14 protein-coding genes and 1 pseudogene are annotated in these 18,749 nt (G+C 68.4%); 8 read left to right on the top strand and 7 right to left on the bottom strand.

From position 1 onward, the window contains the following. The first annotated feature begins 23 nt into the window (after nucleotides 1-23). On the top strand, nucleotides 24-512 hold the full coding sequence (locus VZL07_RS03760) for a GNAT family N-acetyltransferase (protein WP_426753951.1): 489 nt from the start codon (nucleotides 24-26) through the stop codon (nucleotides 510-512). Nucleotides 513-679: 167 nt separating this feature from the next. After that, nucleotides 680-1,750, top strand: a complete 1,071-nt coding sequence (locus VZL07_RS03755; protein WP_426753950.1) for a right-handed parallel beta-helix repeat-containing protein — start codon at nucleotides 680-682, stop codon at nucleotides 1,748-1,750. 30 nt (nucleotides 1,751-1,780) lie between these two features. On the opposite strand, the gene VZL07_RS03750 is transcribed toward VZL07_RS03755, so the two are convergent. From VZL07_RS03750 to VZL07_RS03735, 4 genes are read right to left on the bottom strand one after another with little or no spacing between them, the layout of a single operon-like run. Then, nucleotides 1,781-2,233, bottom strand: a complete 453-nt coding sequence (locus VZL07_RS03750; RefSeq protein WP_426753949.1) for an acyl-CoA thioesterase — start codon at nucleotides 2,231-2,233, stop codon at nucleotides 1,781-1,783. Then, on the bottom strand, nucleotides 2,154-3,230 hold the full coding sequence (locus VZL07_RS03745) for a YheT family hydrolase (protein ID WP_426753948.1): 1,077 nt from the start codon (nucleotides 3,228-3,230) through the stop codon (nucleotides 2,154-2,156). The genes VZL07_RS03750 and VZL07_RS03745 overlap by 80 nt, the downstream gene beginning before the upstream one ends. Further along, the gene (locus tag VZL07_RS03740; RefSeq protein WP_426753947.1) at nucleotides 3,223-3,945 is read right to left on the bottom strand and encodes a hypothetical protein; all 723 of its coding nucleotides are present in this window, start codon (nucleotides 3,943-3,945) and stop codon (nucleotides 3,223-3,225) included. The genes VZL07_RS03745 and VZL07_RS03740 overlap by 8 nt, the downstream gene beginning before the upstream one ends. A gap of 3 nt (nucleotides 3,946-3,948) precedes the next feature. Further along, nucleotides 3,949-4,962 (bottom strand): fatty acid desaturase, encoded by a 1,014-nt coding sequence (locus VZL07_RS03735; protein WP_426753946.1) that lies wholly within the window; start codon nucleotides 4,960-4,962, stop codon nucleotides 3,949-3,951. 377 nt (nucleotides 4,963-5,339) lie between these two features. Here VZL07_RS03735 and VZL07_RS03730 point away from each other — a divergent pair, with 377 nt between their 5' ends. Further along, a complete protein-coding gene (locus VZL07_RS03730) occupies nucleotides 5,340-5,921 on the top strand; it encodes a hypothetical protein (RefSeq protein WP_426753945.1) in 582 nt (193 codons plus the stop codon). 122 nt (nucleotides 5,922-6,043) lie between these two features. On the opposite strand, the gene VZL07_RS03725 is transcribed toward VZL07_RS03730, so the two are convergent. Next, a complete protein-coding gene (locus tag VZL07_RS03725) occupies nucleotides 6,044-6,631 on the bottom strand; it encodes a TetR/AcrR family transcriptional regulator (RefSeq protein ID WP_426753944.1) in 588 nt (195 codons plus the stop codon). 153 nt (nucleotides 6,632-6,784) lie between these two features. Between VZL07_RS03725 and VZL07_RS03720 the strand changes: the two genes are divergently transcribed. The 3 genes and pseudogenes from VZL07_RS03720 to VZL07_RS03710 form a co-directional block, all read left to right on the top strand. Beyond that, nucleotides 6,785-7,525: a CPBP family intramembrane glutamic endopeptidase gene (locus VZL07_RS03720; protein WP_426753943.1), complete on the top strand. Its 741-nt coding sequence runs from the start codon at nucleotides 6,785-6,787 to the stop codon at nucleotides 7,523-7,525. Nucleotides 7,526-8,097: 572 nt separating this feature from the next. Continuing rightward, nucleotides 8,098-8,586, top strand: a complete 489-nt coding sequence (locus tag VZL07_RS03715; protein ID WP_426753942.1) for a helix-turn-helix domain-containing protein — start codon at nucleotides 8,098-8,100, stop codon at nucleotides 8,584-8,586. 26 nt (nucleotides 8,587-8,612) lie between these two features. Further along, nucleotides 8,613-8,930 (top strand): annotated as a pseudogene (locus tag VZL07_RS03710) (transposase); the annotation flags it as partial. 222 nt (nucleotides 8,931-9,152) lie between these two features. Here VZL07_RS03710 and VZL07_RS03705 read toward each other — a convergent pair. Beyond that, nucleotides 9,153-9,719: a TetR/AcrR family transcriptional regulator gene (locus tag VZL07_RS03705; protein WP_426753941.1), complete on the bottom strand. Its 567-nt coding sequence runs from the start codon at nucleotides 9,717-9,719 to the stop codon at nucleotides 9,153-9,155. Nucleotides 9,720-9,822: 103 nt separating this feature from the next. Between VZL07_RS03705 and VZL07_RS03700 the strand changes: the two genes are divergently transcribed. Next, entirely contained in the window at nucleotides 9,823-10,734 is a 912-nt protein-coding gene (locus tag VZL07_RS03700; RefSeq protein ID WP_426753940.1) for an NmrA family NAD(P)-binding protein, read from the top strand. A gap of 436 nt (nucleotides 10,735-11,170) precedes the next feature. Beyond that, complete coding sequence (locus VZL07_RS03695) at nucleotides 11,171-13,402, top strand: Ig-like domain-containing protein (protein ID WP_426753939.1); 2,232 nt, start codon at nucleotides 11,171-11,173, stop codon at nucleotides 13,400-13,402. Nucleotides 13,403-13,772: 370 nt separating this feature from the next. Here the strand turns inward: VZL07_RS03695 and VZL07_RS03690 are convergent, their stop codons facing one another. Next, entirely contained in the window at nucleotides 13,773-18,683 is a 4,911-nt protein-coding gene (locus VZL07_RS03690; protein WP_426753938.1) for a myxosortase-dependent M36 family metallopeptidase, read from the bottom strand. Nucleotides 18,684-18,749 lie beyond the last annotated feature (66 nt).

Genomic DNA, 18,749 nt, shown 5'->3' with positions numbered 1-18,749 from the left:
GGGCTGCGTATGATGGCGCCCCCATGCACTCCCAACCTGGCTCCATGACGCTGGCGCGCACCTACGAGGTCCGTCGCGACGACGGGTTCGTCGCATCCGATGACCCCGGACGGCTCGACCTGGATGTCGTTCACGGCTACCTGGCCCGCTCATACTGGAGCGCGGGCATTCCTCGCGAGACGGTCGAGCGGGCCGTCCGCAACTCACTCGTCTTCGGGCTCTATTCCCCCGAGGGCCAGGTGGGCTACGCGCGCGTCGTCACGGACCGCGCGAGCTTCGCCTATCTCTGTGACGTCTTCGTCCTGGAGTCGTGGCAGGGGCGGGGGCTGGGGAAGTGGATGCTGGAGGCGCTCCTCGCGCATCCCGACCTGCAGGGGTTGCGCCGGTTCCTGCTCGCCACGCGAGATGCCCACTCGCTCTACGCGCAGTACGGATTCCAGCCGCTGGGCGCGCCCGCGCGCTTCATGGAGCGGCATGACCCCAATGTCTACCAGTCCCAGGCAGTCAGGTAGCCGCGCGCGTCGCGATGCCCATGCGCGATGAAATGACAGGCAGGGCGCAGACGGCGTCATGCGCATGTCTGTCCTGCCTTGAAAGCGTTAGAACCGGGTGCATGCGAATGCACTGCTCCTACTTTCGGTCGATGCGTGTCGGGTTTCGGTTGGGACTGGGCGCCCTGATGGTCAGTCCCCTTGGCGGCCTGGCCGCTCAGGTCAACGTGGTGTGTACGAACACGCCATCCGACGACGAGGCCATCAACGCGGCCAGCAATGCCAGTGAGGTCGGTGATGAAATCGTCATCGACGGCCCGTGCCTCATCAATGGAACCATCCGGTTGGTGGGGCAGCGCACCTATCGCGGGCAGAACGCGTCGGGCACGGTCATCCGGCAGGCGGCGGGGGCAAACCTCGCCGCGCTCCTCGCCAGCGACACCTGGCTCTCGGGCGCGACGTACACGGGCAATCCCATCACCCTGAGAGACCTCACCCTGGACGGCAACGCCGCTGCCAACACGGGCCGCGCCACGGATGGGGTCGTGCTCATGTCGTGGAACTCGACGGTGGAGGGGCTGACCATCCAGAACATGCGGGGCTCGGGCATCCGGCTGACGAACACCAGCAGCACCGGCACCACCCTCACGAACACGCAGGTGAATGGCCGCATCACCCACAACTTCATCACCGACTCCGGCCAGTACGGCATCTACGTCCAGGACTCGGGCAACTCCTGCACCGACTGGGACTTGATGGACAACTGGATTGCGGACTCGGGCCGGCAAGGCATCCGGCTGGAGAACGCCGCGGGCTGGAAGGTGACGGGCAATCACGTCTACGGCGTGAAGGAGCATGCCATCTACGCCGCACGTCTCTTCGGGACGACGATTGCCAACAACTACATCGAGGACTTCGGCGCCAGCACTACCGCGGGGACGTGGTACGGCATCAACGCCACTGTCCAGGGGGACGCGGGCTCCGTCATCTCTGGCAACAAGGTCTTCAACTTCGCCGGCGAGTCCAACGCAAGCTCCCGCTACGTCTACCTGGGCATCAGCCAGGTGAACTACGGCACCGGGTTCGTGACGGTGGAGGGCAACCTCATCCGAGGCGTGGGCTCGGCGAGCAGCACGGGGCTCAGCTATCAGAAGGATGGAGGCGCTTCGCTCTCCGTGGTCTCCACGGGGAACCTGGTGACCGGGGTGACCACGCCCCGCGCAGTGGGCACGGGGGTGACCGTCACCACCGGGCTGTAGACGGCGTGACGGATGGTCCGGGCCCGGGCGTCAGCGGGCCTGCACCGCCGTCCGGTTCTGCCGTGCGGTGACGGCCTCAATCACCTTCTCGGGCGGGACGACACCGTCGCGCCCGAGCAGCACCGCGGTGGACTCTCCCTCCGCCACCACCTTGCCGCGCGAGACGAACTGGTGCGTGGCATAGAAGTACTTCTCGTCCCAGCGCGTAATCGACATGGAGACGGTGTACTTCTGGAACGGACGGAGCGGCTTCTTGTAGTCCATGGTGTGGCGCACGATGATGGGCGCCCACTTCTGCTGGAGCATCAGGGCCAGCAGGCCCGTCCGGATGAACAGGTCGACGCGGTTCAAGTCGCAGACGGTGAGGAACCGCCCGTTGTTCATGTGGAGGTTCAGGTCCAGGTCATTGAGCAGGACGCGCTGCTCCAGCGTGCTCGTCAAGGCCTCCACGCGCATCTCCGGCTTCCAGAGCGAGGAGAGCATGACCCACAACATCCTGAGATAGAGATTCATGTGCTTCGCACTGCTCCTGCAGGAAGAACGAGACGAGCCGAGCGGGCGGATAGTAGCCAAGCCCGGATGACCGCGGATACATGAAACCCAGATGCCCGCCGTGGGGCGTCAACTCCAGCCGCACGTGCGCGCGCAGCTCGCGGGTGTCGGGGAGGGTGTCTCGGGCGACGAGCGGGTCGTCCTCCGCGTTGAGCACGAGGAACGGTACTTCGATGCGCGAGAGGAACTGCCGGCTGCTGCAGCGCCCGTAGTAGTCGTCCGTGTCCTTGAACCCATGGAGGGGCGCGGTGAAGAGCGCGTCGAATTCCTGGATGCTGCGCAGCCCGTTCAGCTTGTCCACGCGCGAGGCGAACTCCGGCAGGTGGGCCTTGAGGCGCGCGGTGCGCTTGTACGAGCCGAGGACGCGGAGCTGGTAGAGCTGGTTGATGCCCTCGCAGGCCCGGCGGGCGGTGCTGGCCAGGGAGAACGTGAGGGACACGGCCGCCGCCGCGGAGAACTGGCTCGCATGGCCCGTCTCCGCCAGATAGCGAATCAGCATGCTGCCGCCCAGGGAGAAGCCCACGCCATACAGGGGCGTGCGCGGCTCCTGCTCGCGGATGAGGCCCACCAGCCACGCGAGGTGGTCGGTGAAGCCCGCGTGATAGAAGGGCGCCTGTCGGTTGGGCACGGCGCCGCCGCGATGACAGAGCACCGCCGCGCGCAGTCCCCGGCGAGACAGCTCCGACAGCAGGCTGCGGATGTAGGTGGAGTCCTGGGTGCCCTGCATCCCCGGCAGGAGGATGAACAGCGGCCCTTTCCGGGTGCGGCCCAGCCAGTACACGTCCGCGAAGTCGCCATCGGACAGCTCATGGCGGACGTGCTCGGTGACCACGTCGTAGCGGCGCCGGTCCAGGTGCGGGACAACCGTCTGGACGTGCGAATGCCGCAGCCACCAGGGGACGTGGAAGCCGTGCATGCCTTCAGCCATGGACGGTCCGCTCACTGGCCTCTTCGGGAAGGGGCATCCCGATTTCCGCCATGACGGCCAGGTCCCGCTCGGTCAGCACGCGCGTGCGCCGCCGCACGATGTCCGCGCCCAGCACCAGGTTGAAGTTGGACACGCCGCCGTAGCGGTGGTGCAGGAAGTGGTTGCGGTAGACGGCCCGCATGTAGCGGGTGCGCAAGAGCCACGCGAGCCACCGGGGCGCCGTGCGCTGGCCTTCCTCGAAGGGCAGGTGCAGGTACGGGTGGACGAAGTGGCTCATGAACGGCGGCAGCAGCAGCGTCACGCAGCCCGCGAGGAAGGCGATGGGCTTGAGCGTGAAGTAGAACACCGGGAAGAAGATGACCAGCGGGGCCACGAAGACGAAGGCGCCCTCGCCATGCAGCCGCGTGGCATAGGCACCGTTGATGATGGTCCGGCCGTGCTTGCCCCGCTGGAGCAGCTCCTCGGTGAGCTTCTGCTTCTCCTCTTCGCTCCGGAACTGCGTCACGTGGTTGCTGCGGTACGTCCTCACGTGATGGATGGTGTGGTGCGAGTAGTGCGTGTTGATCATCGGCCGGAAGAGCCACGGCGCGCGGTTCCAGAAGCGCACCGCCTTCGGACGTGCGTCGGACACGTACTCGTGCATGAAGGACTCGACGTACGAGGCAATGACGTACCCCAGCGCGAGTCCGAGGAGGACATGGATGTAATCAGGCATTGTTCAGCGTTCCTCGCCGGAGAAGGTCATCAGGCGGCTCAGCCGTCCTGGCAGTTCAATGGGGGGCGCGGAGGCCAGCGGTCCCCTGGCGTGCTCCGGGGGAACGGGTGGAAAGCCCGTCATCCTGCCGGTGGCCTCGTCGTAGACCTTGAGGCGGAAGGCGAGCACGGACTCCCACAGGCCGAGCTTCACACCCGCGCCGTCCAGGTCGTGCTGCTGCATGTAGCCACGCAGCAGGTAGTTGGGAATCTGGGGCTTGAGATGATGCACGTGGTGCAGGTTGATGGCGCCGAAGAGCCATTCGAGCGCGCGCGGCAACATCAAATGGCTGCTGCCCTGGAGCGCCGAGCCCTTCAATGACCACTGGGCACGAGGGACCCAGTAGGGCTGCTCCACCTGGTGCTGCACGAAGAAGAGCCAGATGCCCAGCCCCGCCGCCACCTGGGTGATGACGAGATGCACCACCAGCCACCGGGGCCAGTCGCCCAGCCACAGGAAGGCGAGGTGGACGGCCAGCAGTCCCAGGTTCGTCAGGGCGATGGACCGGCGCTCGGCCTTCCGCTCGCGCGGGATGATGCCTGGCATGCGGAAGCGCAGCAGGAACTGGAAGATGGGGCCCACACCCAGCAGCACCGCGGGATGCCGATACAGCCGGTAGCGGAGGCGCTCGGCGGGCTTCAACGCGAGGTATTCCTTGGACGTCATCGTCACGATGTCGCCCACGCCGCGCCGGTCCAGGTCGCCACTGGTGCTGTGGTGGACCAGGTGCATGGCCCGCCAGTACGCATGGGGGGCCAGCGTCAGGATGCCCAGCGCCGCTCCCACCCGGTCGTTCGTCAGCGGGCGGAGGAACAGCGAGCGGTGGGCACAGTCGTGCTGGAGGATGAAGACCCGCACCAGGACGACGCCCGCGAGCACCGCGAGCGCGAGCCCCGCCACCAGCGATTTTTCAAGCCAGACGTAGCTTGCGCCCGCGAGGCCGATGAAGGCGCCCACGCAGCCCACGAGCTGAACCACGCTCCGGAACGTGCGCGCCCGCCAATCCTGGTCATGGGAACGGGGACCGCTGTCGGATGAGGAATCAGAGCGCATGGCTGACCCGAAACCGCAAACCTCCCCAATGGACTATTCAGTTTGCGGATTTCCGACATAAACCGCGTTGATTCACGAATCAAGCACCTTTGACGCTGTGCGGCTATTGACAGGATATGTTTGGGGTCCAAGGTCTGACATGTCAGAAATCGAACAGTGAGGCTGGAGGACACGCCTGGTGCCTCTGTCCCGCGGGGCCAGGCACTGGCCATCGCTGGACGAGGTATCGGTCGACGGGGTAGTGGCAGGAATTCAGGTCAATTCAAATTTTGCTGCTTCCACGGCTTTGCCCGGAGGCAGTCATGTCGCGTCGGAATCAGACCCCCGCAGCGTTCATCCGTAGGTCCCTGGGCGGCTTCGCCGCCGCGCTGACCTGTGTGGCGGCGCCTGCCACGGCCTCTGCGGAGGGGCAGGTCCCGGAGGAGCTCCAGTCCGGGTTCACCCTGGTCGAGTGTCTGCTGGGCAGTCAGAATCAGCGCTACACACCCCCCATCCACCTCGCTTCCCAGCAGGTGTATGTCACGGGAACCGGGCAGTACTCGTCGTGTATCGACGTGATGAGCCAGGGCATCAACTCCGGCGACTTCACCGTGGAGGGCATGGGCGGCGCGAGCTGCCTCCTCGCGAGCATCCCCACCCGGAACGTCGTCACCTGGAACGATGGAAGCCAGAGCGTCATCGAGTTCGTGGGGGGCGTGGACGTGAAGCCCCTGGGGCAGTCCGTCGTCACGACGCTGGGCCGCGTCAGCAGCGGCCGGTATGAGAACGCGCTCGCCATCAAGAGCCTCGTCCTGACCCACGTCCCTGGGATTCCGCAGTGCCTCGCCTCGGGCGTCGAGTTCTCCAGCGGTCCCGTCTCGCTGACCCTGCTGCGTCTCTTCTGAGTCGCCGCCTTCGCAGCTCCTGAGAACACGGCGTGCTCGGGGGATGCGGGGGCCAGGCCCTGGGTGGTTTCATCAACGGTGTCGCCTGGGGGCAGTCGCCACCGGGCCTGTATGCCTTTTCGTCAGGCAGCGGTGAGGTAGGCGCACAGCATCCGTGTCATCTCCTGGGGGAGCTCGGGCGTGAGCGCTCCGTCCAGGACCGCGCGGTGCGTGAGCGCCTCCACGGTCCGGACCAGCATGCCCGCGGCCACTGCGTGCGAGGGCACCCGCACCTCGGGGTGGACGCGCAACAGGGCCTCCACGCCCTCGCGCAGGTGGGCCTCCAGGGACTCCAGGCGCTGCCGGATGCGCGGAGGACGTGGGGCCTCTTCGAACAGCACCCGGTGCAGGCGGGGATTGTCGGCATGGAGCTTCAACGCGGCGTCCACCAGGGCGTGCACCAGCAGTCGTAGGGGCGGCAGCGTGCCATCGGCAGGGATGGCGGAGGCGAGCGTGGTGGTGAGCAGCGCCTCGGCTTCCTCGAGGTGTCGCTCCACCAGCGCGACGAGGAGCGCGTCCTTGTTCGGGAAGTACTCGTAGAGCGAGCCGACGGACACGCCCGCGCGCGTGGCGATGTGGTTGGTGGTGCTTCCCGCATAACCCCGCTGGGCGAAAACCCGAGCAGCCGCCGCGAGGATGGCTTCCACGGTGCGCTCGGAGCGGCGCTGCATGGGCCGCCTCCGGGGCGAGAGGGCTGCGTTGCGTGCCGGCACGGGGCCTCCAGGCGGAATCCGAGTCGCTGAACCCGAGTGATTGCTCGCATTCTTGCAGCACTCCGGCTCCCACGCACCTGCTTGCGTGGGCGAGGACCCCAGGGTGCCTGCTTGAACACGTTCGCGTTGCTTTCCGCCTATTCGCTTCGACTTCTGCCCGGTCTGATGCTGGGGGCGGTCCTCCTGTCACTCCTTCCCCGCTCACGCGTGGAGTTGCGGCTCGCCATCTGGTTGATGCTCTTCGTCCTCTTGCGGGACGTGATGACCCCGTTGGGACTCTGGCGGTTCGGGGTGGAGGGCGGCTTCTGGCTGCGCATGTCCTCGGATGCGGGCTTCCTGCTCGTGATGGGCGTGGCATCGGCGGGCGTGGTCTGGGGGATGAACACGGCCGACCCCGACCTCGCGCGCGCCGTGGTGTGGCGCAGGGGCGGGTGGGGGACGGCATTGGCGCTGGGCACCCTGGGCGCTGGGGTGGTGGTGCTCCCCGTGTGGCTGCTCTCGGGAGGCTCGCACGCCGGGGAGGCGGGGGCCGTTTCTGCGTCCCTCTGGCCAGTGCTGGCCATGTTCTGCCTGCTGGGCAACTTCTATGAGGAAGTGCTCTTCCGAGGGTACGTCCAGGGGCTCATGGAGCCCTCGGTGGGCATCTGGCGCGCCGCGGTACTGTCCGGAGTGCTGTTCGCGTTCTGCCATGGGTTCCTGGCCCTCACGGTGACGGACGCGGGGCTTCCGCTGCTGCTCTTCACTCTCTGGGAGGGCTGCCTTGCGGGGCTGGTGCGAGCGCGCTCGGGGGTGCTGGCTGCCACGCTGCTGCATGGTGGCGCCATCTTCCTCCTCGCCTCGGGCCTTGTGTGAGCCTTGGCCGTGGCTTCTCGAGCAGAGCGACGAGCTGCTTCTGCCTGCGGTTGGGCGGGCGTGTGGTTTCGCGCCATGTCGAACCTGCGCACCCGCGCGCGTGTCACTGGTATGCGCATGGCAACTTCCGTTGTCCCGCAGTCTGCTTGTTCAGGCGCGGCTGCCGAAGCCCAAGCGGTGGGTCAAAAGCAATACACTGGCTTGTGCGGATGAGTTGCGCCGTCTGTGTGGCGCTTCGAGCTTCCTGCTGAGGTCGGGGGCGCCCCGCTGCACGAGGCGCTGCTGCGCCGGTCTGGCGGGTGGGGCCCAGGTTTTCATGACTCACAGGAGTGGCGTCGCTCTCTGTCTAACCACATCCAATGACAGCGCCGGTCGCGAGGCGAAGCCCATGGGACGTGTGTCATCGATACTCGCCGACGGGCTTTGATACACGTCCGGTGTGACTCCGGGGTTGGGCAAATCCATCGTTTCTCGTCTGATTCAGCCCGCAGATGAACCCGGCAAGGCCCGAGCGTTAGCCCAGTATGGCGGGGCTAACGCTGGGAGAGCGGAAGCGTGCGGAGTTGGAGGAGGTGTTCCGCACGACGCAGGACAGGCGGCTGGCCGAGCGCTGCCAGGCGGTGTTGATGGCCGCGCGCGGCCGGCGTCCTGAGGAGATTGCCCAGGACGTCTGCGCCGGCGTGCGCACGGTATACACTTGGCTGCGGCTGTATCGGCAGGGAGGCCTGGAAGGCCTGCGCATCCACTGGGCGCCGGGCAAGGCGCCACTCGTCGCCGAGGCGCATGCCGAGGAGGTGAAGCAGTGGGGGCGGCAGGGCCCTCAGGCCTGTGGGGTGGCGCGGGCCAACTGGATGTACGGCACCCTGGCCGAGCACGACGCGCGGGTGAAGGACGTGGGTGTCAGTGAAACCTGCATGCGCGACTTCTGCCACCGCCATGGCATCCGTCCCTACCGGCCCACCTACCGCTTCCTGCGTGCAGACGCCCAGAAGCAGGCGCGCGCCGCCGAGGACATCGCAGCCCTCAAAAAGGGGGCCGCGACGGCACCATCGTCTGCCTGAGCCAAGACGAGGCGCGCTTCACTCAAGTGCCCACTCTCACGCGCACGCTGGGCATCAAGGGCGCGCGGCCCCAGGTGGGCACCTGGGACTCCAAGGACGTGGTGCACGTCTTCGGCTCGGTCAACCTCGCCACCGGCGAGCTGGTGCACCACCTGTATGCCAGCGAAAAGCGCGAGCGACGACGGGACGGTAAGAGCAGGTGCGCCCGCATGCAGGAGCAGTTTGCCCACCATCTGGATGCGGTGGGCCGCACCTTCCCGCGCGAGGACTTCTTGCGCGTGGTGCTGCTGGTGGATGGCGCACCCTGGCACCGCGGCCGGCTCATCGACGAGGCCCTGCGGCGCAACCCCCACCTACTGCTCTACCGGCTGCCGCCCTACAGCCCGAGCTGCAGCCCATCGAAAAGCTGTGGAGGCCGCTGCGCCACGATGTCAGCCACAACCACCTCTACGACACCCTTCAGGGGCACCTCGACGCACTGGAGGGGCGCCTGCGCGAATACAAGCGCAGGCCCTACACCGTCCTCCAAGCGATTGGCTTGCTGCCAAATCCAGCCGCGGGCTGAATCAGCCGTGAGCCCGTGTGCTCCGGATTCCGGTGAGCGCGAGGCGCAGCACTCGGCGCGCGGTGTGTGGATCGTCTTCGTTGGCGATGGCGATGGCGTTCGCCAGCAGCATCAGGTCCTTCGCCGTCGCGCTGGCGTGAATCGCGCCCACCGATGACGCTCGCGCCACCAGGTTCTCCAACACTTCGAGCACCAGGCCGGAGCAGCAGAGCTCCTCGGCCGAGATGGCATCCGGGCCGGTCAGCAGCGCGGTGGAGAGCCCGCGGTTGGCCGCGGTATAGACTGTCAACTCCTCGAGCCAGGCCGCCAGCTCCGCGGCAGGCTCCTCACCTGGCAGCGCGGCCGCCCGCGCACAGAGTTGCGCGACGCCATCACGGAATACTACTTCCAATAGCGCCTGCCGCGACGGGAAGTGCCGGTGCAGTGTCGCCGAGCCTACCCCCGCCCGCCTTGCAATCTCTTCAAGCGACACCTGCGCGCCATGCTTGGCGACCAGCTCCGCGGCGGCCGCGACAAGCCGCGCTCGGTTGCGTCGTCCGTCCGCTCGCAAAGGCTTTACATGCTTCACGGCGCTTCTCCTCCCAGCAACCTTCCTTGACAAACGGGGTGCCCCTCCATATTTGAGCATGGAATCAAGCGGAGACCCACCCCACTTTCAAGAGGAACTGCTCATGCGCAGCAACAATTCCGTCCTCGTCACCGGCGCCACGGGGCGCCAGGGCGGCGCCACCGCCCGCGCGCTGCTGGCCGACGGAGGGACATCGGTGCGCGCCCTCGTGCGAAACCCGGAGGCGCGCAATGCCAAGGTCCTCGCGGCGGCTGGCGCGGAGTTGGTCGTCGGGGACCTTGATGACCCGGCGTCGTTGCGTGCCGCCTGCGCCGGGGTCCGGGCCGTCTTCTCGATGCAGTCACCCATCGTCTCCGCGACCGGCGTCGATTACAGCAAGGAGCGCCAGCAAGGGCGGAACCTCATCGAGGCCGCGCTCGCCGAGGGCGTCGAGACGTTCGTACACACCGCGACGAGCGGCGTCGGCGACCACCGAAACGTCGAGGGCTGGGCCGAGGGGCGATGGAAGTCGCAGGAGGTGTACTGGGAGAACAAGCTCGCCACCTGCGACCTTGTACGCAGCGCGGGCTTCAAGCACTGGACCCTCGTCCTGCCCGCCACGTTCATGGATCATCCGATGTTGGACCCCGCTGGCTTCGTCGACGGGCGTCGGTTGCTCACGGTGGTCAGGACCGATCAGCCCATCGCGCTGGTCGCGCCGGAGGACATCGGCAAGGCGGCCGCGGCGGCAATCAACGCTCCCGAGACATTCGATGGTGTGACGCTGCAGCTCGCGGGTGACCTGCTCACGCTGCCTCAGATCGTCGAGGTGCTCTCGCGCCTCGACGGCAAGGAGTACGTGGTCCAGTACGACACGGTGGAGCAGGCCGTCGCGGCCGGCCTGCATCCCGAAGTGGCGCGTGGAATGACGTACTTGAACGTCGCCCCGGTGCTGGCACGGCCCGAGCTCGCGCGCGCCTACGGCCTTTCGCCGATGAGCTTCGAGACCTGGGCGCACCAGCGTCGCCGCTCTTGAGAACACGTCGTGCCGGAGGACGTAGGGGGCCGGGCTCCGGCGGGCGGTTCCCACGTTTTCGTGAGTCGCGGGAGTGGCATTCATCGCTGTCTAATCACATCCAAGGCGGTGCCGGCGGCGAGGCGAATTCCATGAAGTATGTATCATTGATACTCGCCGACGGGCCTTGATACACGTCCGGTGTGACTCCGGGGTTGGGCAAATCCATCGTTTCTGGTCAGAGGCCAAGTGCATGGACGCTTGCCCGGACGAAGCGTATGACGAATGCGCAGCCCACCTGGAGATACCCAACATGATCAGACAACGAAGTGTCTTGGCTGCGCTCGGCATGCTGGCCGTTGCCCTAGGGGCGACAGGCTGTTCGCCCGAGTGCGAGACTTCATCGGATTGTGCGGCGAATGGGGAGACCCCGTACGTGTGCGTCGAGGAGAAGTGCGTGCCCGACGACTCTCCCTGCGCTGCCGGGTGCGGCAGCGGTACCGTATGCGACGAGACGGCGGACAACGGACGGGGTGCGTGCGTCCAGTGCTTGAGTGACGCGCAGTGCGGTGGTGATACCCCGGTCTGTGACCTCACCAGCAAGAGCTGCAAGACGTGCCTCGCGGGCACCGACGACAGCACCCAGGGATGCCTGCCGGGCCAGGTCTGCAACGCCGACGGCAATGGCGGTCTCGGCGTGTGCGAGGGCTGCAGCACCAACGCCGAGTGTGCCGAGGGCACGCCGCAGTGCAAGTCCGGGTCCCCGGGGGTGTGCGTGGAGTGCCTGGAGAACAGCCACTGCGCCAGCGGCGCCCAGCCGGTGTGCAGCGACAACAACGTGTGCGGCTGCGCCGAGAACGCTCAGTGCGGCGGTGAGACGCCGCTGTGCGACGCCGCCCGGGACAACGGCCAGGGCGAGTGCGTGGAGTGCATCGACAACAGCCAGTGCACCGCGCAGCAGAGCTGCAACGCGGCGGGAAGGTGCGAGGCGCTGACGGGGCTCGACGAGGCGAGCGCCCAGATTGCGGCCTTCCACGCGGCCCCCACGGGCGACCAGGCCGAGCCGCTGGCCATCCACGGCGCCTTCGTCACCGCCATCACTCCGACTACCGCTGAGCCCCGCGGCTTCTTCGTGCAGGCCCAGGCACAAGGCCCCGCGTTGTTCGTCAGCCACTCCGACGAGGTGCAGGTGGCCGTGGGGGACCGGGTCTCCTTCAAGGTCGTGACGAAGATCCTCCAGTCTGGCAACGCCGCCGCGGACTACAAGCTGGGCACCGCGAGCGTCATCTCCGACTTCCAGAAGCTGAGCTCGGGCCACCCCGTGCGGAAGCCAGCGGAGGACGGCGGCCTGGTGACGCACGTCACCGATGACGTGGTGGTGAACATCGACACCTACGAGAGCCGGCTCGTCCGGGTGACTGGCAAGGTGACCACCACGGCGGGCACCGGTCGGCAGGCGGGCACCGGGTACAAGGCCGCGCAGTTCGCGATCGACGGGACCACCCTCACGGGCGGCATGGGGCCGCGGCTGCGCATGCCCACCGAGCTGGCCGACCTCGTTGGCGTCGGGTTGAACTGCCTCGTCTCCGTCCAGGCGGGCGTGATGTGGCGCTACGACGACGCGGCGAACACCCCCAACCCCCAGACGCCGTACTACCCCATGCCCCTGGTGACGGCCTTCTCGCTGTCGGACTTCTCGGTGGATTGCTCGGAGACGGCCGTCACCCTGAAGGTGCAGACCGTGGTTCCGCTGTCGCCCACGCAGCTGCGGGTGACCTTCGAGCCCGGCATCGACCCGAGCACCATCACCGACGTGGCGACCCAGTTCACCTTCGGCGACAGCGGGCTGGCCGCCTCGGCCTACACGCTCGACGAGAAGACGCTCGTGCTCACCACGACCGCGCAGGAGCCCGGCACGCAGTACACGCTGACCGTGGACCCGTCGGTGAAGAGCTACACCGGGGTCAGCGTGAGCGGGACGGCCACCTTCAAGGGCTACCGGGTGCCGGCGCTGCTCGTCATCAACGAGGTGAACCCGAACATCACGACGGGCGTCTCGGCGACGAACAACCGCGACCTCATCGAGCTCAAGGCCGTGACGGGTGGCGCCATCGAGGGCATCACGCTCACCGAGGAGGCCTCCAGTGTGTCCCGGCTGGCGACCCTGCCGGACGTGACGGTCGCCGCGGGCGACCTCATCGTCATCCACTTCCGTCCGAACTCCGCCGAGCTCGCGGCGGGCAACGACATGCTGGCCAAGGACGAGAAGACGTACGAGACGTTCTACCCCGGAGCGTGGGACGTCGTGACGGGGACCAGCAGCCATCCGACCTTCAATGACCGGTTGCTGCGCATCGCGAATCCCCAGGGCGAAACGCAGGACGTGGTGGCCTTCTCCCACAAGAGCATGACCACCACCCGCCCGGCTGCCTACCCCGTTGTCCTCCAGGCCGCGCAGGCGGAGGGCCACTGGAGCCCGGTGGACTGCCGGGGTGAGACGGCCACCCCGGTGGCGTGCACCTACGACAGCGCTCCACTGACGGCGCTCGACGTGTCGGTGGACTGGGGCGTGGTGGATGCGAACACCAAGAGCGTGTTCCGCTACTCGGGGGCGGACACCCACTCGGTGGCGGACTGGGCCGCCGCGGAGACGTCCAGCTTCGGCGAGGAGAACCCGGCCCGGCCGTAGTCAGACCGGCAATGCGTCACTGAAGTCTCGAGGGCCGCGTTCCCATCCAGGGGGCGCGGCCCTCTTTCGTGGGGGCGCCTCGCACAGAGGTGTCCGAGGACGCGGAGCGCGGCTCAACGCACGGGATGGAGCGCCTCAGGCCTGGAGGGCTGAGGGGGAGACGACCCGCGCCTCGACGTACATGAGGCCAAGCCGCCGGACTGGCGGGCTGCACGCGTGTCGACGATTGGAGAGCGGAGCCGCAGGCGTGAAGGGCTGAAGGGGCGCGGGCGGAAAACCCCGCGCCCCAATCCACTCAAGCCTGCTTCACCGCGGCCTGTCGCGGCGGAGGGGTGAATCCCTCCACCGCGACAGGGCGGATGAACTGCAACTACTCGCGGCGCCGGTTGCGAACAGCCCCGGCGAGCAGCCCGAGCAGGGAGAACAGCAGCGCTGGCGACGAGCCGCCCGTGCTGGAGCAGCCGCCGGAGGAGTCGCTCGACGACGGCTGCACGGTCACCCCGAGCACCGTCGTGCTGGCGCCGCCGCGAGCGTCCGTCGCGGTGAGCTCGAAGTGCAGCGTCACGGCCTGCGACACCTCGGGCGCGCGGAACGTCACCTGCGCACCCTCGGACGCGGAGAGCGTGACGGTCGGGCCGTCCACCTGCTTCCACGCGAAGGTGAGGGCATCTCCATCCGGGTCGCTGGAGGCGGACGCGTCGAGCGTCACCTCCTTGCCCGACCGCGCGTCACCCACCAGCCGCGGAAGGGCCAGCGGCGCCTTGTTGGCGTGCCGCACCGTCACCGTCGCCGTCACCGGGGCGCTGGACAGCCCGTTCGCGCTGGCGATGGCCTCGAAGCGCAGCACCGTCTCCGCCCGCACCTCGGGAGCGGTGAACGACGGGGTGGCCGTGTCGGCCCCCTGCAGCTCCACCGTCGGGCCCTCCACCTGGCGCCACGTCCAGGTGACGGCATCCCCGTCCGGGTCCACCGCCGTCGCGCTGAGGCTCGCGGTGGTCAGCGGGTCCACCACCTGGTCCGAGCCGGCCTCCGCCACGGGGGCCTGGTCGACGTTGCGCACCATCACCGTCGCGGTGGCCGTATTGCTCTGGGTCCTGCCGTCGTTCACGACCAGCGTGAAGGTGAGCTGCGTGTCGGCGGCCACCTCGGGCACCGTGAAGCTCGGCGTGGCGCCGAAGCCCGCCTTGAGCGCGACGGTGGGGCCGGAGGTCTGCGTCCACTTGTAGGTGATGAGCTCCCCGTCCGGGTCGTTCGAGCCACGAGCGTCCAACGTCACGGGCTCCGTGGAGAACTCCGCCACCTCCGCGGGAGCCGTCACCACCGCGATGGGCGCACGGTTGACGTTGAGCACCCAGGCCTGGACCTGACGCGCCATGCTCGTCTCCACGCCGTCGCGCACCACGAGCTGGAACGTCAGAATCGAGTCCTCTGGCACATCCGCCGTGAACGACGGGGTGGCCGTGTCCGCGTCCGCCAGGGTGACCGCCGGACCGCTCACCTGCGTCCAGTGGTAGGTCAGGGGCTGGCCCTCGGGGTCATAGCTGGCGGTACCGTCCAGCGTGTGGCGCACGAGCTCCAGCGCGCCCGTCTCGGGGTTCCTCACGCGCTCGAGCACCGGGGCGGTGGGGCTGCCGAGGTCTCGCCCGGCGTTGGCCACCGGCCGCTGGTTGCAGGTGGTGCCGTCGCCCTGCTCGTCCACGCGGCCGCCGAAGGGCATGCGCTCCACGTTGGTGAAGCGCACGTCATCCAGGTCGAAGCCGTACGCGCCCACCAGGGTGTCGGTGCCGATGCGGAAGCGGAACTGGACGTTCTTGCCGGCGAGCAGGTCCGCCAGCCGCAGCTCGACGGTGGACCACTCCGGGAAGCGCACCGTCTGGCCGTTCTCCTCCGTGACGTTCTGGCCCACCCACGCGTTGCGGTACATCAGCGAGTTGGGACCCTGCTCGATGTAGCCCACGGCGCCGGTCAACGGGTCGACGGAGTAGATGGAGCTGACGCCCAGCGCGGAGATGTCGTACCACTGCAGACCGTCGTACGTGAACTCGAGGACGGCGCCGTCGTAGTACGGGGCGATGGAGCCGCCCGTGTAGAGCTCGGACTCGAACGAGTGGCGGTAGCGGAAGCTGAACGTGAAGGCGCCGCTCTCCTTCACCTTCAGCCACGGGGAGACGAGGAGGAGGTCCGCCTGCACCGCCGGGTTGGGCGCGTGCATGTACCGCGCACCCTCCGGGCCCTGCACCTTCCAGTCCGGCTCGCCGTAGGGGTTGAGGAAGGTGGACGAGGTCCACGAGGACAGGGCGCCCTCGAAGTCGTCCTCGGCCATCGCGCCGGGAACTTCGTCGTAGTTCACGCGCGGGTCATACGTGGTGCTCCTCGCGCTGGCGGGGAGCGAGGGCTCGTCGAAGGTGATGCTCAGGCCGGCGTGCGCGTTCGGCTGCGCGGCGACCAGCCTCACCGGAACGGTGGCGGTGGCCGTGCCGCCGCGGTCCATCGAGCTGAAGGTCAGGGTGTTGCCGGAGGGGAACTCCAGCGTGGCCGTGCTGCTGGTGGTGGAGACGCTGCCGGAGAAGCCACCCAACGGGCCGCTGCCCACGTTGCGCACGCTCACGCGCAGCAGGCCTGTCTCGCCCACGTCGAGCACGCCGTCCCGGTCGCAACCCTCCAGGGAGTCGTCGAGCTTCAGGGAGGCGACCTCGATGAGGTTGCCCGCATCGAAGCTCTCCACCACGCCCACGTGGTCCATGGAGTCCCGGTCCGGCGCCTTCGCGCCCATGCCGGCGCCGCGCTTGGCGAAGGCGTGGAGGAAGCGCTGGTAGTCGGCCGGGTCGCTCGCGGCGGTGACCGCGAGCAGCGCGTCACGCGCCTCGAGGAAGGTGGGGGAGACGGGCGTGGCCTTGTAGCCGGCGACCAGGTACCGCTTCATGCGGTCCTGGGCCTCCTGGAACGGGTGGGCCTGGAGGAGCGACACGTAGCACTCCCACAGCATGGACGCCCACACCTCGCCGCTGCTGTGCACGGCGGAGTTGCCCAGGCCCGTCTGCCCGTAGGCGAGCGGGTGGCTCGTCGGCAGGGGATTGCCGTTCGCGATGTGCCGGAAGGTCAGCGCGTTGCGGCTCTCCGCCAGCGTCGGGGCGGTGGCGTAGGGGGCACGGCGCACGCCGTAGTAGTAGCCGTCGCCGCCGCCGCCACCGGACACGTAGCCGCCGACAGCGTAGGCGCCGCGCGCGAAGTCGTCCCCTTCACGCACCATCATCAGCAGCGCGTGCACGTCCGCCCAGCCCTCGCCCATGGAGCGGCCCTGGTTGTTGGTGAGGCCGTTGGCGTTACCAATCAGGCGGTTGCTGATGTAGTGGCCCCACTCGTGGGCGATGATGGTGTTGTCGAGCGTGCCGTCACGGTCCAGGTCCTTGGAGCGGTGCATGTGCACCTGGAGCGTGCTCGCGTTCGCGGCCACCTCCGCCTTCCAGAGGTCCGCCGTCTCCCGGGAGATGGAGGCCGCGGGAATGGTGACGCGCGCGTCCTCTCCGCCCATGTAGAGGGGGCCCTCACCCGCGTTGGTGTTGGCCACGATGACCGCGATGGCGCCGGCGTTCTGCGCGTTCAGGGCCTTGGTGGTGAAGTCGCAGGTGCCGCGGTCGAGCAGCGCCACGTGCCCGTCGAACGTGCCCGCCTCGAACGGCGTGCAGCCGAGGGTCCGGCCGGTGGGCGCGAGCACCCGCACCGGGCCGTCGAGCGTGTACTCCTGGGCACCGAAGATGCTCTCCACGTTCACGTAGCTGCGCGCCAGCGAGGCGGGAGCCGTCACCTCGAGGATGGGCAGGCCGTCGAAGACGTACATCTGCATGCGGGGCGAGGTGCCATCCGCGGGCGTGGCCATGTTGGCGTTGTTGCGGCCGTTGAAGTCCTGCCCCTCGACGCGCAGCGGGTCACCCTCGATGCCGCCCCGGCCGAAGTTCTGCATCTGCGCGTTGCCGGAGGCCTCGTCGAAGCCCGCGTCGTAGTACCAGTCGTGCAGGAAGTTGTTGAGGAAGAAGAGGTTCACCACCGCGGCCTTCATCTGCTCGATGCTGGAGCCCGGGGCGCGCTGGGGGTCGTAGACGTGGCCGAAGGTGCGCTCACCGGTGATGTCCGCGCGCAGGTCCACGCCGGGCTGGTAGCCGTCCGGCGACGCCAGGTCCACGTAGGCGTCCACGTTGTTGCCCACCGTCTGCGTGGCGTTGGCGGGCAGCCACGGGTCGTTGCGCGAGAAGGGGCTGTTCTGCAGCTCCACGACGTTGGGGGCCACGTTCAGCGGCGCGTCGTAGCCGTCCAGCTCCTGCCGGGGGTAGGGCGAGCCGACGGACCCCTGGGGACCGTCGAAGGGGATGTACGGTGCGGCCGTCTCCGCCCACACGGTGTAGCGGTACGTGTGCTCCGCGGCGTGGGCGCGCAGGTCGTTGCGGAAGAGCACCGCGCCGTCCACGGCCGAGATGACGTAGGCGGTGTAGTCCGAGTCCTTGCTGCGCTTGGGCCCCGCGTTGACCTCCACGTACCAGGCGGGCCGCAGGCCATCGGGGAGGGTGAAGAACACCTTCTTCGCGCGCGCGGGGACGACGAGCTGGCCGGGCATCACGGTGCGCACACCGGGCTCGAAGTCGAACAGCGTGTAGCCGCCGTGCGAGTCCGTTGGAACGAAGGCGTGCGCTCCCAGCGTGGTGCCGCTCTGGTCCGAGTAGGCCGCCGCCACGGCGTCCGCCGCGGAGAGCTGGAAGGCGTTCGCGCCGGCGCGCTGCCGGGCCGAGAGGGTGAGCTCGCTCGGCGCCAGGTAGCCGGTGACGGCCACGGGCTCGAGCGCCTGCGTCATCACCACCTTCACCTCGCTGCGGAACACCTCCACGTCCTCCACCGTCTGGCGGAAGCTCACGATGACGGCGCCCTTGCCCGTCTGGTGCACGGCCTGCAACGGCGCGGCGGAGACGTCCTCTCGCTTCAGCCGGTAGAGGTCCGCCACCTGGCCCAGGTAGGCGCGCGCGGCGTCCTCGGGACGAGTGCCGGCGCGAGCCGCGGTCTGCAGGCTCGGGCCAGACTGCGCGGCCCAGAGGACGGAGGGGACGCCGAGCCGCGCCTCCGTGTGCTCGACACGCAGGCCACGGGAGAGGGCCTGCTCATTGGCCACGGCGAGTGGCCTGCTGCCGGGCCGCGCGAGGAATGCGTCGAAGTTCGACCGTGGGGCGGCCGAGGCGCTGGTGCCGAGACATGACGCCAGCAGGACATGGGTGAGCCACTGCTTCCTGAGGTGCATCGTTCTTCCGGAGAGGAGGGGAGAGACAACGGGGGCGCGACCCAGACGGGCCGCGCCCCCGAATGG

The sequence above is a fragment of the Pseudomyxococcus flavus genome, assembly GCF_050038885.1.
GTDB classification, from domain to species: Bacteria; Myxococcota; Myxococcia; order Myxococcales; family Myxococcaceae; genus Myxococcus; species Myxococcus flavus.
This window is presented reverse-complemented; position numbering and strand designations above follow the sequence as displayed.

Coding starts and splice junctions, on each gene's coding strand:
- VZL07_RS03760 (WP_426753951.1), top strand. CDS start 24: ATGCACTCCCAACCTGGCTCCATGACGCTGGCGCGCACCTACGAGGTC.
- VZL07_RS03755 (WP_426753950.1), top strand. CDS start 680: ATGGTCAGTCCCCTTGGCGGCCTGGCCGCTCAGGTCAACGTGGTGTGT.
- VZL07_RS03750 (WP_426753949.1), bottom strand. CDS start 2,233: ATGCTCTCCTCGCTCTGGAAGCCGGAGATGCGCGTGGAGGCCTTGACG.
- VZL07_RS03745 (WP_426753948.1), bottom strand. CDS start 3,230: ATGGCTGAAGGCATGCACGGCTTCCACGTCCCCTGGTGGCTGCGGCAT.
- VZL07_RS03740 (WP_426753947.1), bottom strand. CDS start 3,945: ATGCCTGATTACATCCATGTCCTCCTCGGACTCGCGCTGGGGTACGTC.
- VZL07_RS03730 (WP_426753945.1), top strand. CDS start 5,340: ATGTCGCGTCGGAATCAGACCCCCGCAGCGTTCATCCGTAGGTCCCTG.
- VZL07_RS03725 (WP_426753944.1), bottom strand. CDS start 6,631: ATGCAGCGCCGCTCCGAGCGCACCGTGGAAGCCATCCTCGCGGCGGCT.
- VZL07_RS03700 (WP_426753940.1), top strand. CDS start 9,823: ATGCGCAGCAACAATTCCGTCCTCGTCACCGGCGCCACGGGGCGCCAG.
- VZL07_RS03690 (WP_426753938.1), bottom strand. CDS start 18,683: ATGCACCTCAGGAAGCAGTGGCTCACCCATGTCCTGCTGGCGTCATGT.